The following is a 14,715-nucleotide window of genomic DNA, read 5'->3' as shown; positions in this document are numbered from 1 at the left end:
GCCGCTCTTTTCATGTTTTATGAGGTTCCATTGATGGAAACCCGAAATATGCGTGCCGACCTGACCCTGTTACTGGTCGCTGCGATCTGGGGCTTTGCCTTTGTTGCCCAGCGCCTGGGAATGGATCACCTCGGGCCATTCGGCTTTAACGGCTGCCGCTTTCTGCTGGGGGCTGTTTCATTGCTGCCGCTGTTATGGGTCTTTCCCCCGAAAACCGGCTCAACAGAGCCAGGGGCGATGCTCCGGGGCAGTGTCACGGCCGGTATCCTCCTGTTTCTCGGTGCGTCACTGCAACAAGCGGGTTTACTCTGGACATCGGCGGGCAATGCCGGGTTTATCACCGGACTCTATATCATTATCGTGCCGCTGATGGGACTACTGCTGGGCTATATCACCCGACTGAATACCTGGCTGGGAGGCTTGCTGGCCGTTGTCGGGCTCTACTTCCTCAGCGTAGAAACAAGCGCCGCTAACACCGTCACCATCAACAGTGGTGACCTGCTGGTGCTCGGCAGTGCCTTCTTCTGGGCTGCACATGTGGTGGTTATCGGCAGATTAGCCAGTCAGCTGGATAACCTGCGACTGGCGATCATCCAGTTTATGATCTGTGCGCTACTGAGTTTTATGGTTGCTCTGATCTTTGAGCAGGACAGTCTGACACTCTCCAATATCGCTCTGGCATGGCAGCCGATCGCCTATGCAGGCCTGTTGTCGGTCGGGGTCGCGTATACACTTCAGGTGGTGGCACAACGTAATGCTCCGGCTTCCCATGCCGCGATCATTATGAGTCTGGAAGCGGTATTTGCGGCGATCGGCGGTTGGTGGTTACTGAATGAAGGCTTCAGCAACCGGGCACTGATCGGCTGCACCCTGATGCTGGCGGGAATGATTCTGTCGCAACTGAATCTGTTCCGACGCAATCGGGTGGTAGTCACCAACGGGTAATATCTACAACTGCCCCGATGCTTTAACGGTCAGGTATTGGTTGACCAGCGCAACAGGCAACTGTTTTGCCAACAGGTCCATTGGCATAGCTCCCTGATGGCGAAGTTTCTCATGGTTCTGTGCGCGGCATTCCAGATATTCCTGTACACCGTGAAAACGCAGTGCCGAGTCAAAGTCTGACACCCGTGCAGCCTGTGTGCTGTCGAGAATCTGCTCACGCAGATCCGCCACCACAACCAGATGACGACGGGATAGCAACCGCACGGCGGTCACCAGATCATCGCTGTCTTCATCCCGGGTATTGGTGACTAACACAATCAGTGCCCGGCGACGCTGCAGCGGCATCAGCTCACGGGCCGCTTCGAGATAATCAGCCGCTTCCAGGGTAGCCTCAATGTCATAAGTGCCGGCAATCATCTGCCGCACCACCGCGCCCCCTTTAACAGGCGGGAACCAGCGTTTGACGCCCCCAAAGGTGTGAAAGCCTACCGCATCTCCCTGCTCTGCCGCCACGTAGGCCAGCAGTAACATCGCATTCAGCGCCTGATCCAGATGGCCGCCATCATCCTCCCGATGGCGCATACGCCGACCACAATCAAGTAAAAACAAAATCTGTTGATCCCGCTCATCCTGATATTCCCGGGAGATCAGTTTGTGATATCGAGAGGTCGCTTTCCAGTCGATCTGCCGTAAAGAGTCCCCGGCACGATACTCACGTAGCTGGTGAAAATCATTACCCTCACCGCGGCGCAGACGGTGCTTGATACCCAACTGACTCAGCTGATTATCGGTAGCCAGCAACGTGTACTGACTCACGGCCCTGAAATTAGGATAGACCTTGACGGTTTCTGGTAGCGGAACAAACTGTTTACGTTGCCAGCAACCCAACGGTGAAACACTGACCAGATCGACACCGTCAAACAGGCCATCACCGCGCTGATCCGGTCTCACCTGATAGGTCGCTCTGGCGGTGCGTTCAGCGGGCAGACTGAGTTGCAACGGTAACCCCTCAACGGCATATTCACTGGGGTGATGATCGTGAAGTGTCAGCCGCTGCGGTCGTCCGGTGCGGTTTGTCACCTGCAGTTTAACGTCACTCCAGACGCCGACAGGAATGCTGCCTTTCAGCTGCCGGGTTACCTCGGCAACCGGCTCACGCCGGAGCAACAACAGGTCCAGCAGTAGTCCCCCGGTAACGGTTGCCGCAACCAGATTACGCAGCAGTTCCAGCCCGGGCCAGAACACCGTCAGCAGAGCTAACAGCAGCACAACCGCTAGCAACATCACTGACCGGCGGGATGGAATCATACCCGCGGAGCCTGCACGTTACTGAGAATATCCCTGAGCACATCATCCGGCTGATAGCCCTCGATCTCAAGGTCTGCGCTGAGCTTGATGCGGTGACGCAATACCGCCGGTGCCACCGCCTTGATATCATCCGGAGTGACAAAACGCCGACCGGACAGCACCGCATTGGCACGGCCCGCCCTCAGCAGCGCTATACTGCCCCGGGGACCACTGCCGGTGTCAATACCGCTCCAGTCACGGGTTGCCCTGACAATACTTACGGCATACGCAACAATCTGTTCATCCACCCCGAGTGACGAGGTATAGCGTTGCAGGCTGATTATCTCTTCGGGCTTAAGCACCTCCTGAACCGATGACACGTCCAGCTTATCCGCTACCGAATCGGAGGTGATCTGTTGCACCATCAACAACTCTTCATCCATATCCGGGTAGTCGATATAGACCTTCAGCAAAAACCGGTCCAGTTGAGCCTGTGGCAACGGATAGGTGCCCTCCTGCTCTATCGGGTTTTGCGTTGCCAGGGCCAGAAACGGCAGTTGTAACTCATAGGTCTGCCCCTCGATAGTCACCTGCTGCTCCTGCATCACTTCCAGCAGCGCTGACTGAGTTTTAGCCGGTGCCCGGTTGATCTCATCCGCCAGCAGGAAGTTACAGAACACCGGCCCTTTGCGCACCCGGAACGAGTCGCTCTTACGGTCAAACATGATATGACCGCTGATATCGCTGGGCATCAGATCCGGGGTGAACTGCACCCGGTTGAACACGCCACCCACGGCGGCAGCCAGACTGCGCACCAGCAGGGTTTTACCCAGCCCGGGAACCCCCTCTACCAATACATGACCGCCCGCCAGCAGGGCAATGGTGGTATCGCGTATTACCTGACGCTGACCGATTACCGCCTTGCCGATCTCCTGCTCCAGCTGCCCGAGTTTGCGCAACACCTTATCTGACAACTGATCCTGTCCCTGCGATTCGTTCATCTTAACTCCCGCTGTTTTAAACCACTGGCCAACTGCTGCAGAACCAGTGTTGCTTTAATAAAATCCTGATCTTTGGCAATCTCATGATAAAGGCTGCGCTCAACAGCCGTCGCCACCATGCCGGTTTTCTCGCCGATCCACTCAGCGCGCTGACGGTTATCCATCGGGTTAAGCGTGGGATGACGCTTACGCCACGCCAGTTCCAGTGCCTTGCGATTGTTTTCAAACAGACTGTACCCCCTGTCGATACGCCAGGCATAATGCGCCGTCGCATCAATGTGTTCTAGCAGATTACGCCGCTGCTGGTTTTGCAGCTGCAGACGCGGGCCGGTATAGAGAAATAAACGCCAGCCCATCAACATCAGCAGTGCGACCAGAGCACAGAGAATGAATGGAATTTTCTGCCATAACAGTTGTGGCAGAGGCAGTGCATCAATACTGTATTGCAACCACACCTTACGACTGCCGGCGACCAGGTGACTCAGCAGAAACGCGTTATCATCTTCTTTGATTCGGTCATTACTGAACAGATCCAGATCGCTCAACACAATCACCCGTCCCCGGCCAAACGTGTACTTGAGATAGTGCGCTCCCAGAGCCGAATCGAAACGTTCCGCAGCCCACTGATCGCCATCTTCCAGAAAACGATCCTTCCGGAAACTGACGGTAACCGGCTCTGCCTCACGAGCCAGGGCAAGACTAACCGGCAGGTAACGCGATGGCTCAGATGCGTTGCTATCAGAATGCTCCAGGGAGTCCGCTTCCGGTTGCTGATCCTCTGTTGGCAGCATCCGCACACCAAGATATTGCAGAAACGGATCACTGTCGCCATCGTCCTGATAAAAGTATTCCGACGTCAGTATCAGTACGCCACCGGCTTCGATCCAGTTATCCAGGGTGTCAATCTGCTGATCACTCATCTGTGGCGGCATGCGGCGGACCAGCAGTGCATCGCCGGGAGGAGGCAGTGTCGAAACCAGATCACGGGCGCGGAAGCTTTCCGCGTCATATTCCAGTTGCTGCAAAAAACGCTCGGCCGCCAGAAAGCGATTGCGTATCGCTTCAGGAGAGCTATCGACCCGCTGTTCTTCTGTGACCCGTTGGTGATTATTCAAAAACCACTGGGTATACCAGACCACCCCGATCAGCAGCAATCCACCCAGCAGCCAGAGCATAACCCGGTTAGCAGTCGACATGGCCGTAGACCTCCTGCCACTGCTGACAAAGCGCAACAACGGGTTCTTCCGCCGGAACAATATGTCCATAGGCCAGCCGCAACCAGTGATGAGTCAGCGTCCGGAAATAGTCTGCTTCCTTAACACTGCGGTTATCTCTGACCAGTTGCTCACACTCCCCCTCTGTGGCACTGTCGGGAATCTCGATATGTTCCCGAGTCACCAGATATACCAACGCACCGCGATAAAGGAGACTCAACGCCTCTCTGAAGGCCCCCCGTTCGATCAGTTTCAGAGCTTCCTCAGCCGGATCATCCGGTAGCTGGTCAGGCCGCAGATCCAGACCAAATAACTCAACCGGCCGGCTTCTTCCTTTGCGAACCGGACTACGTTGAAAATATCTGAACCACTGACCGTTTTTGGCAACCTGATAGATAAGAAACACAGCCAAGGAAATACCGACAATCCAGATCAGGATTTTGCCAATACTGGCGCCTCCTTCCAAAGCAGCCTCCATTCCTTTAAACAGCTTTTCCAGCAGCAGAATAAACCAGTTATCTGAGTCACTGTCCAATGGTGTCTGACCGGTATATTTCCAGTAGTAGGTCTGCTCATAACGGCCGAAGGCTTCATCCGCCAGCACCTTTTCGATCAGCGGCCTGGCATCCTCAGCACTCACTTGCTGCCCGGCATCGGCAGGCGTACTGATCAGCGGTACCGCTAAAGCCACAAACGCGGTCAGCATCACTGCGGCAACGCTGCGCCGGGCCCGGCGGGAAGACTCGCCTTTAACCCGTTCGCTGATGCGGCGGAAGCTGATCTCGATATCCCAGGCTTCCAGCTCACTGCGACGATTGAGATAGAGAGCAAAGCCGGCTGCCACATAGAACGGCGCGATAACCGACATACACAGCAATCCTCCGGCCAGCTGCAACCAGTCACCAAACCGGCCAGGCGCAAGAATCAGGTCGCTGAAACTGACCCATCGCAGGTCTTCCGGAATCAACATAAAAACAACCGTAACAAACGCCATCTCCAACACCGTCTCCAGATGGATACCGATCACTGTCAGCCAGGTTGCCGCATGCTGATTTCTGCCCAGCACCCGTAAACGATCACGGCGAGCGCTCCCCTTTAGCTGTTCCAGCAGTGCCACCGGCAATGTAAAGGAACGGGAAGGGTTGAAACGACGCAAAGTCAGGTTAAGCAATAGCTGCGGCCTGACAACCGGCCACCACTGTCGCAGCACCGCTTTCACCGGCAATTGCTCACCAAACACCGCCCGGCTTAACCAGAACATCAGCGGGGGTTCATAGAGCGGTTTAAACCACCAGATAATCAGCATCAGCCAACCCAACTGATCATAGAAGACAAAGAACAGCACGATCCCCAGCGGAGCAGCGCTGCTGAGCCAGAGCAACCAGAGCGGCTTAAACCAACGCCGGGCCAGCGCAAAGCCCAGATCTATCGCCTCCCACGGGGTGCGGCGGCGCAGCGATATTTCGAGCTTATCGAGTTCCATCTGCCCCCCTGCCAGCGAAGATAAAATAGACAATCATAATGATCCAGAGGATGACACCCGCCCCATATTTAATGCCATTGGGCAGATTACTGGCAGACCAGAATGCTTCGATAAAGGCCGCCCCCAGCAACATCAGACCGGCGCCCATCACCAGAGGAATAGCTCTGCCCGCCTGAAGCCTGATCGCATCAAGTCGGCTGTAACGGCCGGGACTGATCACCCCTCGCCCAACCATCAGTCCGGCTGCGCCGCTGATGACGATAGCGGTCAGTTCCAGTGACGAATGACCAGAGACAAAAGGCCAGAAAGTGTCGGTATAACCCAGACTGGACAGGAACCCCGCTACGCCGCCAATCACGATACCGTTATAAAACAGAGTGAAAACCGTACCTATCCCTGCCAGAATACCCATCGCAAAGGTTCGAAAACCGATACCGATATTGTTGTAGATATAGAAACCAAACATAGCAAAATCAGAGTCGGCGCTGCGTTCGAGTGTGCGGCCGGGGCGGCTATTATCCGGCCGGTACATCTCCTCCATCTTGCTGACTTCGGTATCACTCATCAGGCTATAAATGAATGCATCGTCGATCATACAATAACCGCCCACCAGCAGTGCCGGCAGCAAAAACAGCGCGAGTGCGACCCAGAAATAACGAATATTGAGCCTCAGGCTGACCGGAAAATCACTGGCAATAAATGTCAGCAGTCGCCACAACCAGGCCCCCCGCCGGGTATAGAGCTGCTGATGGCCGCGCAATACCAGCCGGTGAAGAAACCCGACCAATTGAGGACTATAGCGACGCGCCCTGGAAAGTGCATAATGATTACACAGCTGACGATACAGCTGCGGCAGATCCGCTGGCAGTTCATCCGCAGAGCGTCTGAAGCGGAACTTTTCTAACTGATCTAACTGTTGCTCTATGCGTTGCCACACGGACTGATAGCGCTGTTCGAACTGCGCCTGCTTCATCGGTTCCCCCGGGTAAGCCAGGCGGCATATCCTAGAATTTCGTTCACGGCAGCCGGACCCCGTTTACCGGTTAGTGGATAGAGCGAGGCCGCCAGTTCGATCTGACGTTCCGGACTTAACTGCGGACAACGCTCGGCAAAGCGGATCAGTTCCCATTGTTCATCAACGCTCAGATCAACGGGAGGCCGCCGTCCCTCGGCCGCGGCGAGTTTAACCCGCGCCTGATCCGCTTCACGGTAAACAACCAGAGTACCCGCAGCCAGATCGCCCAGGCGCTGAAAGTTTCGGTTCATTAACATCGATAACAAACCTGCAGCATATAGAAATGGCAGAAAGTCGGCCGCCCTGAGCAGGTTGCGAATCAGTGAGGAAGCGAAAGTAACCGGCGTGCCATTATCCTGTATCACCACCAGCCCCATCGCTTTCTTTCCGGGTGATGCGCCGTTATACAGCTCAAACACGACCGGATAAAACCATTCAATGAGAAAGAACATGATCAGCATCATTGAGGTGCCAACACCGCCAAAAAAAGCAAATATCCCGGATACCAGTCCATACAGAATCACCCGGATCAGCATATCGATGCTCCAGGCGCAGGCACGTACCACCGGTCCGGCCAGCCGTAGCTCAAGCCGGATACCTTCGGGGGTTTCATGACTTCTGACGGTGTCAGTCAGAGGAAGAGTCTCTCGATCCATGATGTGGAGACTACAACTCAGTTGTAGAAAATATCCCGGTATGAGGTGTACATTGATGCCGCCAACATAGGAATGAGCACCAGTAATCCCAGACCGAACGGAATGGCGGCGATGATCAGCAGAACAGCAGCGATAATAGAATAAACTAATCCCGGCACGATATTCTTTAAGCAGGCACTAAAACTCATTTTCATTGCCGTGATTGCCGAAATACCGTTCAGAGCAACTAAAGCAGGGGCAAACCAGTAAGCCATTACGATTGGAATAATAAACAGAGCGCCAATCAGCATAGGTAATATCATCGCAGACAGCATACCGGGCCCCATATTGTCGGGGTTTCCGCCGCCCATCATGAAAACCGCCCCGCCCGCAAACATGACAATACCAACAACGACAACGATGACTGACACCATATACAGTAGCCCCACCAACATCAGTTGCCCGACATTGTTACTAAAGCCACTAAACAGGTGCGCTATACGAAAATCGCCGCCCTCCTCTTGCGAGCGGCAGCCAAGCATGAACCCTGCGCCAATAACCGGAGAAAGTATGGTTACTCCAATGGATCCAACCAGCGGAATCATACTCAAGACAGTAGACACTATTACCCAGATAACAATCGCAACTATCCAGGCGACCGGGTTCTGCTTAAAGTGTCCGAATCCCCCCACCAGCCAGCTCCACCCATGGGATGCCGGTACCGAGTCAGGACCACTGAGATCGCCCTCTTCGTACTCCTGGCTCAGATCGGCTTGCGGCGCCTGATAGGGATTGGCAGACGAGGCCGGGGAACTGTAATCAAAACCAGAGGATTGCTTATCTGAAGGCGCTTGCCCGGAAGCTGAGTGTTCGGAAGTTAAGTGTTCGGACGTCAGGTGCTCAGAAGATGCATTCTTTGAAGATGCAAAGCCTGAAGCGAAAGCATCGCCGGCTGGAGCATCAGTGTCGTCAGCAGACTCATCACCTTCGAGTTCCCATGCCAACGCGGGCTTAACCACAGGTTGCTGAGCCACCTGTTCAGCCTCGAGTCCCATTGCGGTTAGCACAGAACAATACTTTTCCGCTTTAGCTTTATCCAGATCACTTTTGATAACGGTTGCTTTACCTGCCAGAACCAGAGCACGGGCCTTGGCCTCACTGCATCTGAACTTTTCTGAAAATGCAGTGATAACTGTTTCAGGCTCGAAACCTTCAACTATATTGCCGCTGAACACGACTTTAAATTGATCTGACATATGCAAAACTCCCTGTTGCGCCCTGTTAGAGTGAATTTCATTCTAACGCCAACAAGATAATTCACAAGACTTCAGGTAAATAAAACAAAGCAGAAAAGCGTCTGAAATTAGAGAGTTACTCTCCGCTTCCACTGCAGGAAAACATTAAAGTCCTTCATGATGATAGATTACTGAGGCAGAGCAACCCTGATCTCAGTGCCGCCATACTGATGTACGGAATCATACGCCCTGACCTTCACGGTTGTAATACCTGCAGGGATCGCAACCGACCGGAGTGAACGGGTAAAGGGCTGTTCGCCAACATGGGGATGCAGCAGTGTCCGGGTGGCCAGAAGATTTCCTGCAGGATCGACAATTTCCCACTTACTGGCGTAGTGCTCCCAGCCACTATCGTCATGGCGTACCGTGACACTGAAATCATATTGATGATTGCCGCTGCGGGTGATGGTTACATTCAGCACATCGGCCTCTCCGGCAACCGACAAGCCAGAAACCATCAACCCTGCGGATAAAAGACAGCAACACAGACCGACTAACCCATATGTTCTGATCATAGTCTGAATATAGCTTATCGAAGCTTATAGACAATAAGTAGATTAACTCAACCGCATCTCAGGCAAAAACCATCCTCCGCCGGTAAGCAACGATCGTCAGTAAAACGGAACAGGCAAGGGTGATCGACAGGGGAAACAGCACGGTTGTCACCGAGTAGCTCTCCAGTGCCAGAATAGCAAAGCCGTTACGCAACGCAAGTGACAGGAAGAACAACTGGCTCTCCTGATGGGGAGACTCATAGGCTTTGCGAATTGTCGGACCAAACCCGAACAGATCAACCACCGTCAGCAGCACTACTGTCCACAGAGGGTCCGATGTTAAGTACCAGAACGGCAGCGATGCCAGTGCCGCAGCAAAGAATGTCCAGTCGGTTCGGGTGATGCTGATATCCGCGCGTTTAATAAATGCCAATACCGCCACCGCAACAGTGAGCACACCCGAAATACCGATTGGCCAGGCACCCATGCCCCCATCAGCTTCAAGCTGGGCCAGAAAAACGATCACCGTCGTAATTCCCCAGATAAACCAGGAAAAAACATGCGGCCGGGTTCTGCCTTTGAGTATGGAACGAACATAGGGAACAAAAGCGACAAACGCCAGAGTGATAGCCAGTCCGCTGAACAGCAGTTTAAACCCCATATCAACCATAGCTGTCTATTCCTTTGCTCTGTTAACGTCTTTTTCGTGGTTACCCTCTGCTATCCTGCTCACCAGAATAAAAGAAGCTGCAGCAGCAGTTTCGGGATACCACAACGCCTTCTTCAGAAGGTGAAACCTGACACTGCATGCCTTTCTGACATTCTCATAAACGCCGGAATAGCGTCAATGCCCGTTACCGACATCCCCGAGGCCAAAAACTCATCGATCAGCCTCCTTTCGTGACAGCCAACATTCTGAATAACGTTAACCAGAAAACAGCGGATCACACCGATAGTCACCTCATCGGTCGCCCGTCAGCGGATTGCATCGGTTGATGCTGAACAGCGGTGATCCAGGGCGCGGCACTCTGAGCCTATGAGTCGGATATTTCTGCCTCGTTCAACTCATACATAAAACGACATCACCCGATGCGACCCCTTAGTCAAATTCATCATATTCTGGCAGAGTATTTTTAATGGCGTACCAGGGCGCCCGCTGCGATACCCAGATATGCTTCTCTTCAGCCACCGCGGGATCATCATCCAGTGACCCCAGTCGCAAAATGATATGTGCGGTATTATCCCGCTTAGCATAGATCTGAGTACCACACTCAGGGCAGAAAAACCGGTATTTTCCGGGAGAGGACTCAAAGGATTTCAGCTCCCCGTCCCCCACCAGATAAAAGTCCTCATCCGCTACAGCTGAAACGCTTGAAAAAGCCGCCCCATGTGCCTTACGGCAAGTCTGGCAATGACAATGAACAATGGCTCCGGGGCGCCCGGTAATCGTGTATTTCACTTTGCCACACAAACAGCTTCCCTGAATCATCTGACCTCCTATTCCTGCTGTCTGCAGCTATATGTTCTGAATAATTGCTCCACTGCTGCAGCGTCAGACCTTAACACCGCTGGCAATGAGTGCCGGGGCGGTAAACTCAACCTGTCCCCCCGCCACTTTATACTTACTTAAAACCGTTTCAGCTTCATTGAGAATTAACGCTATCTGCGTCTCATGCAGCTGTACCCCCATCACCGGCAACCACCCCCGGAGATCGGCTTCAACCATTGTTTGAATATCGGGAAACCGGGCTGTCCCGTCATGAGTCACAATCTCAACTAAAGCGGCCCCGGCATCAGAAAGAAGCTCAGACACATGGTCTGGGTTGCCTAAAACAAAGGGGGCCCGCAGGGCGTCTGCAGCTGCCTGTCCGGCAAGCCGCTGCAGCATATCCACTTCATCCGGATAGGCTTGCGAGTTTACCAGTGCGTCCCAGACCGCCACAACAAGACGGCCTCCGGGAGTCAGCACACGCATCATCTCCTTTAACGCGGACCGGCGGTCCTGAAAGAACATCAAACCGAACTGGCTGACGACAGCGTCAAATGAGTTATCAGCAAATGGTAGAGACTCAGCCGAACCCAACTGCCAGTCAATAGAAGGCGCCAGTTGCCGGGCCATAGCCAGCATTCCGGGGGACAGATCAAGGCCGGTTACTGAGCCAGGTTCAGTAACCGTTGCGGCAACGGTTCTGGCTAAAATCCCGGTACCGCAGGCAACATCTAAGACCCGGTGACCTGAACTGATTTGAGCGGTGGATACGACAATAGGAGCAAACTGCCGGAAAAGCGCCGGCACATGCAGCTCTTCATAGGCTTTGGCAGCCAGCAACGCTTCATCAGATAATGAGTAATTCATACAACTTCTCCTGAGCGCCATTCAGTCTGTCGCTGCTTTCATCCGGTTAGCGGCGAAACAAAGCCTGTCAAAACACCAGAGAACCCGGCCCGGATTATGACAAAAAGCAGATTTATAATTGCGGGGCGCACATTGAAACTATAGTTTATATGCGAATAATTGAGGCCCCGGAATTCAACGCTGACAGATTGTCACAAGTGGCTTATCCATTATAACAATGAGAACAAAAGCAAACGCTTAAACCTTTTTACCCGCCACCGGTTCAGTAATATTTTCAATATCAACCAGATTCCAGGGCATCCCTTTTTGTCGATAGATCCGTTTATTCAGTGCGGTATAGTCCGCGACATCATGATCAGAACGCTGCCCCACCACGATACATTTGAGAATAGCTTCGCCATTATTGAGCAGTTTATGCGCTTCGCCACCCGCACGATAACCGATGAAATCCCCGGCACCGACCTGAAAGACTTCACTGCCAATGGTAGCCTCCGCCTCGCCCTCTAAGATATAGACGCACTCATCCTCATGGTAATGACGGTGCAGTTCGGTGGATTCATGGCCCGGCTGGATTTCAATCAGGTGAAAACCAAAGCCAGATAACCCGGTCAGGTCACCCAGAGAGCGATTTACCCTTTGAGCATTGCTATTCAGAAAATGGGTTTTGTTAATACCTTCATACTGCTCAATCTCAGCTTTGGTGACGATGTACTTGTCCATTCAGCCCCCTAAAAATAACCAGCCGTTTGCCTCTTTCTGAATCAATAGAAGCGGAACCGGCAAATATGTCCGTGTGTGAAACATAACATGATCCTCGCCCTGCAATGAAAGCCCTGCTCCTGCGTCAGACCTTATATCCGCAGCCTGACCGTTGGGCCGTATATTGCGTGGCTCTATAGCGTGGTCCTGAAGCCCGCTTCAGGAGTAATCTCATTTTTTCTGTCCCCCTATCGCAGAAAATTACAGCCCGGATAATCAGATGGATGTGTGCCGACATAACAACGTCTGTTTCACACAGGAGCAGTCTTATTTCGCAATCAGGACGGCTCAATTAACTCAGCATACCCTCAAACGGTTGCCACTGACGCACCGATGCAAAGCCGCTACGCTTAATCATGAATCGAACTCTCGCGGGAGTGACGTCCGGCATCAGGATCGTCGACACACTCAAACGCCATGATCCTTTCGATATACGCTGCAGGAAGGTTGGCTTCCCGGGCACCGATCAACAGATGATTTACATACCAGCCAAAAGGTTTCAGCGACGGGTCAATCTGCAGTGCGTAATAGGTTATCGCTTTAACCCGGTCACCCTGTTCATTGTGCAACAGCACCATTTTCTCATCATAACCCGCACCCAGCCCCTCAGCCCGATCCAGAACAGGTTTCTCAGATATAGCTATATCAAACAGCACACCATAGATCCGGTCGCCCCTGCCGGTATAAAAAGCATCACATTTGGCTGACCCATCCTGACCAGCCTTATGGCAACGCAGATCATGTCCTTCAAGAAAATAACGCCCTATAACGCTGGCATTGGGCACACGCTGCTGCAGCCGTGCCAGTGACATATTTGATCCGTATGCAAAATATTTCATAGATATACTCTGGGCCTGAAGCGCAACCACTGACAGAGGTTGCCGCTGTAATCCAGCCCTGCTTGCTCATGACTGCTTGTTCGTTACTGCTTGCTTAGCTCATCAATCAGCGTCTCAGCTGATAGTGTCGCTTTTAAAAATTCCCTCTGGCGTATACACCGCCATGCTGCCAGATCAGACCCGACAATCGCTTCAGGGAAGCGATACCGGAACAGCCTCACGCGTTAACTTATCGGCTTCTCCAGCTCTTCAATCAGATAACCGACCTCTTCTGCCTTTTCCGTAAATACAAGCCGGGCATCAGACAGCCCTCGATTATAGAAAGAAGGGCCGATCTCCCTGGCAAAGAAATCCAGTAAGAACTCAGCATCAAAACCACCTATCTCATGGTCCAGCTCGTCGATAAAGTATTTTTTTATATTACTTACGATCCGACCTGTCTCATCTTTGGAAAATTTTATATCACTCATAACGGCTCTCCTTTTCCTGATATTTCTATTGGACAACTGATCTGGAAATAATTCCACGCTCGAAAACAGTCTGACAGCCCGAAACAGATCGGTAAACAGGCATTACAGTGAACGTACATGATTAATGCAGCCGGCCAACGATTCGTCAGCGGCAGAGTAAAAATGGCTTAAAAAGAAACGAAGAGGGTGTTAAAAGGGATTTTAAAGAGAGTTAAGAGGGATACGCTGCGCTGTTCCGATAATTACAGGGCAGCTTACCCCATTATCAGTCCCCTCAGGATTGAAGCACACCGGGTTTACTGATGCCGGGCGTGAGGATTTACACCCGTTGCCATCGCCCAGTGATGCAACTGATGATGCCCACCAGACGCCATTAAACCGATATAGCCTAGCCCACGAATTTTACTCACCTCCCCGGGATTTTCAGTCGTGGTTGTCAAAGTATAACGGTCGCCGGTTTTAACAATCTGCATATCCCAGCCGGTGTCACGTTTTAATTGTGCGGGATGGGCTGTAAAAACCCTTTTCAGCGCTGCGGCAGACCGGGCGGTTGTGGGCTTAACGATGGCTACCAGTCCCTGCTGAACCGCTTTTTGCGAGATAACCTCTACATTCAGCGTCATATCATTCATATCCACCAGATGCTGTCTTAATGCCTCAATATTCACTTTGCTCCAGTCCGTATCCGGATTGCTATTCAACCGGGCAATAACTTCCTGAATGGTTCCGAAAGCATCATTCCCTGCCTCGCTTAAAGGGGCTTCAGTGGTTTCCACCGGATGCTGATGGTGCATCATTGTGGCCTGATTCTCTTCCGCGAAAGCCACAATGCCATGGGTTAACAGAGCAGAAAGAATTAACGGATTTAGCTTCATCATAACGCCTCTTTAAATAGCACCAAAAACATGCGCGGTAGCGATTG

At 52.6% G+C, this 14,715-nt stretch carries 16 protein-coding genes; 1 reads left to right on the top strand and 15 read right to left on the bottom strand.

What is annotated here, in order from left to right:
* The first annotated feature begins 33 nt into the window (after positions 1–33).
* Entirely contained in the window at positions 34–945 is a 912-nt protein-coding gene (locus KDX31_06975) for a DMT family transporter (GenBank protein UTW04733.1), read from the top strand.
* A gap of 3 nt (positions 946–948) precedes the next feature.
* On the opposite strand, the gene KDX31_06970 is transcribed toward KDX31_06975, so the two are convergent.
* The 15 genes from KDX31_06970 to KDX31_06900 all read right to left on the bottom strand — a co-directional run bounded on the left by KDX31_06970 (position 949) and on the right by KDX31_06900 (position 14,671).
* On the bottom strand, positions 949–2,253 hold the full coding sequence (locus tag KDX31_06970) for a DUF58 domain-containing protein (GenBank protein UTW04732.1): 1,305 nt from the start codon (positions 2,251–2,253) through the stop codon (positions 949–951).
* Entirely contained in the window at positions 2,250–3,233 is a 984-nt protein-coding gene (locus tag KDX31_06965) for a MoxR family ATPase (protein ID UTW04731.1), read from the bottom strand. The genes KDX31_06970 and KDX31_06965 overlap by 4 nt, the downstream gene beginning before the upstream one ends.
* Positions 3,230–4,429, bottom strand: a complete 1,200-nt coding sequence (locus KDX31_06960; GenBank protein ID UTW04730.1) for a hypothetical protein — start codon at positions 4,427–4,429, stop codon at positions 3,230–3,232. Before KDX31_06960 ends, KDX31_06965 begins: the two co-directional genes overlap by 4 nt.
* Positions 4,416–5,930: a DUF4129 domain-containing protein gene (locus KDX31_06955; GenBank protein UTW04729.1), complete on the bottom strand. Its 1,515-nt coding sequence runs from the start codon at positions 5,928–5,930 to the stop codon at positions 4,416–4,418. The genes KDX31_06960 and KDX31_06955 overlap by 14 nt, the downstream gene beginning before the upstream one ends.
* Entirely contained in the window at positions 5,917–6,903 is a 987-nt protein-coding gene (locus KDX31_06950; protein ID UTW04728.1) for a stage II sporulation protein M, read from the bottom strand. Before KDX31_06950 ends, KDX31_06955 begins: the two co-directional genes overlap by 14 nt.
* Positions 6,900–7,601 carry an RDD family protein gene (locus KDX31_06945; GenBank protein ID UTW04727.1) on the bottom strand — a complete coding sequence of 234 codons (702 nt, stop codon included), beginning with the start codon at positions 7,599–7,601 and terminating at the stop codon, positions 6,900–6,902. The genes KDX31_06950 and KDX31_06945 overlap by 4 nt, the downstream gene beginning before the upstream one ends.
* Before the next feature lie 17 nt (positions 7,602–7,618).
* A complete protein-coding gene (locus KDX31_06940; GenBank protein UTW04726.1) occupies positions 7,619–8,836 on the bottom strand; it encodes a hypothetical protein in 1,218 nt (405 codons plus the stop codon).
* Positions 8,837–9,003: 167 nt separating this feature from the next.
* Positions 9,004–9,333 (bottom strand): hypothetical protein, encoded by a 330-nt coding sequence (locus KDX31_06935; protein ID UTW05324.1) that lies wholly within the window; start codon positions 9,331–9,333, stop codon positions 9,004–9,006.
* 115 nt (positions 9,334–9,448) lie between these two features.
* Positions 9,449–10,030: a hypothetical protein gene (locus KDX31_06930; GenBank protein UTW05323.1), complete on the bottom strand. Its 582-nt coding sequence runs from the start codon at positions 10,028–10,030 to the stop codon at positions 9,449–9,451.
* A 438-nt stretch (positions 10,031–10,468) separates the two neighbouring features.
* Positions 10,469–10,858: a GFA family protein gene (locus KDX31_06925; protein UTW04725.1), complete on the bottom strand. Its 390-nt coding sequence runs from the start codon at positions 10,856–10,858 to the stop codon at positions 10,469–10,471.
* Between the two features lie 63 nt (positions 10,859–10,921).
* Positions 10,922–11,725 carry a methyltransferase domain-containing protein gene (locus KDX31_06920; protein ID UTW04724.1) on the bottom strand — a complete coding sequence of 268 codons (804 nt, stop codon included), beginning with the start codon at positions 11,723–11,725 and terminating at the stop codon, positions 10,922–10,924.
* Between the two features lie 237 nt (positions 11,726–11,962).
* Entirely contained in the window at positions 11,963–12,445 is a 483-nt protein-coding gene (locus KDX31_06915) for a cupin domain-containing protein (GenBank protein ID UTW04723.1), read from the bottom strand.
* Positions 12,446–12,834: 389 nt separating this feature from the next.
* Positions 12,835–13,329, bottom strand: coding sequence for a gamma-glutamylcyclotransferase (locus KDX31_06910; GenBank protein UTW05322.1), 495 nt, complete (start codon positions 13,327–13,329; stop codon positions 12,835–12,837).
* Between the two features lie 218 nt (positions 13,330–13,547).
* Complete coding sequence (locus tag KDX31_06905) at positions 13,548–13,793, bottom strand: DUF2164 domain-containing protein (protein ID UTW04722.1); 246 nt, start codon at positions 13,791–13,793, stop codon at positions 13,548–13,550.
* 296 nt (positions 13,794–14,089) lie between these two features.
* Entirely contained in the window at positions 14,090–14,671 is a 582-nt protein-coding gene (locus KDX31_06900; protein ID UTW04721.1) for a hypothetical protein, read from the bottom strand.
* Positions 14,672–14,715: the final 44 nt, after the last annotated feature.

The sequence above is a fragment of the Amphritea atlantica genome (genome assembly GCA_024397875.1).
Lineage (GTDB): Bacteria > Pseudomonadota > Gammaproteobacteria > Pseudomonadales > Balneatricaceae > Amphritea > Amphritea atlantica_B.
Note: the sequence above shows the minus strand (reverse complement) of the source record. Positions and strands in the feature narration are given on the sequence as shown.

What these genes read in the sequence shown, in the direction of transcription:
- KDX31_06975 (UTW04733.1), top strand. Translation starts at nt 34, where the DNA reads ATGGAAACCCGAAATATGCGTGCCGACCTGACCCTGTTACTGGTCGCT.
- KDX31_06970 (UTW04732.1), bottom strand. Translation starts at nt 2,253, where the DNA reads ATGATTCCATCCCGCCGGTCAGTGATGTTGCTAGCGGTTGTGCTGCTG.
- KDX31_06965 (UTW04731.1), bottom strand. Translation starts at nt 3,233, where the DNA reads ATGAACGAATCGCAGGGACAGGATCAGTTGTCAGATAAGGTGTTGCGC.
- KDX31_06960 (UTW04730.1), bottom strand. Translation starts at nt 4,429, where the DNA reads ATGTCGACTGCTAACCGGGTTATGCTCTGGCTGCTGGGTGGATTGCTG.
- KDX31_06955 (UTW04729.1), bottom strand. Translation starts at nt 5,930, where the DNA reads ATGGAACTCGATAAGCTCGAAATATCGCTGCGCCGCCGCACCCCGTGG.
- KDX31_06950 (UTW04728.1), bottom strand. Translation starts at nt 6,903, where the DNA reads ATGAAGCAGGCGCAGTTCGAACAGCGCTATCAGTCCGTGTGGCAACGC.
- KDX31_06945 (UTW04727.1), bottom strand. Translation starts at nt 7,601, where the DNA reads ATGGATCGAGAGACTCTTCCTCTGACTGACACCGTCAGAAGTCATGAA.
- KDX31_06940 (UTW04726.1), bottom strand. Translation starts at nt 8,836, where the DNA reads ATGTCAGATCAATTTAAAGTCGTGTTCAGCGGCAATATAGTTGAAGGT.
- KDX31_06935 (UTW05324.1), bottom strand. Translation starts at nt 9,333, where the DNA reads ATGGTTTCTGGCTTGTCGGTTGCCGGAGAGGCCGATGTGCTGAATGTA.
- KDX31_06930 (UTW05323.1), bottom strand. Translation starts at nt 10,030, where the DNA reads ATGGGGTTTAAACTGCTGTTCAGCGGACTGGCTATCACTCTGGCGTTT.
- KDX31_06925 (UTW04725.1), bottom strand. Translation starts at nt 10,858, where the DNA reads ATGATTCAGGGAAGCTGTTTGTGTGGCAAAGTGAAATACACGATTACC.
- KDX31_06920 (UTW04724.1), bottom strand. Translation starts at nt 11,725, where the DNA reads ATGAATTACTCATTATCTGATGAAGCGTTGCTGGCTGCCAAAGCCTAT.
- KDX31_06915 (UTW04723.1), bottom strand. Translation starts at nt 12,445, where the DNA reads ATGGACAAGTACATCGTCACCAAAGCTGAGATTGAGCAGTATGAAGGT.
- KDX31_06905 (UTW04722.1), bottom strand. Translation starts at nt 13,793, where the DNA reads ATGAGTGATATAAAATTTTCCAAAGATGAGACAGGTCGGATCGTAAGT.
- KDX31_06900 (UTW04721.1), bottom strand. Translation starts at nt 14,671, where the DNA reads ATGATGAAGCTAAATCCGTTAATTCTTTCTGCTCTGTTAACCCATGGC.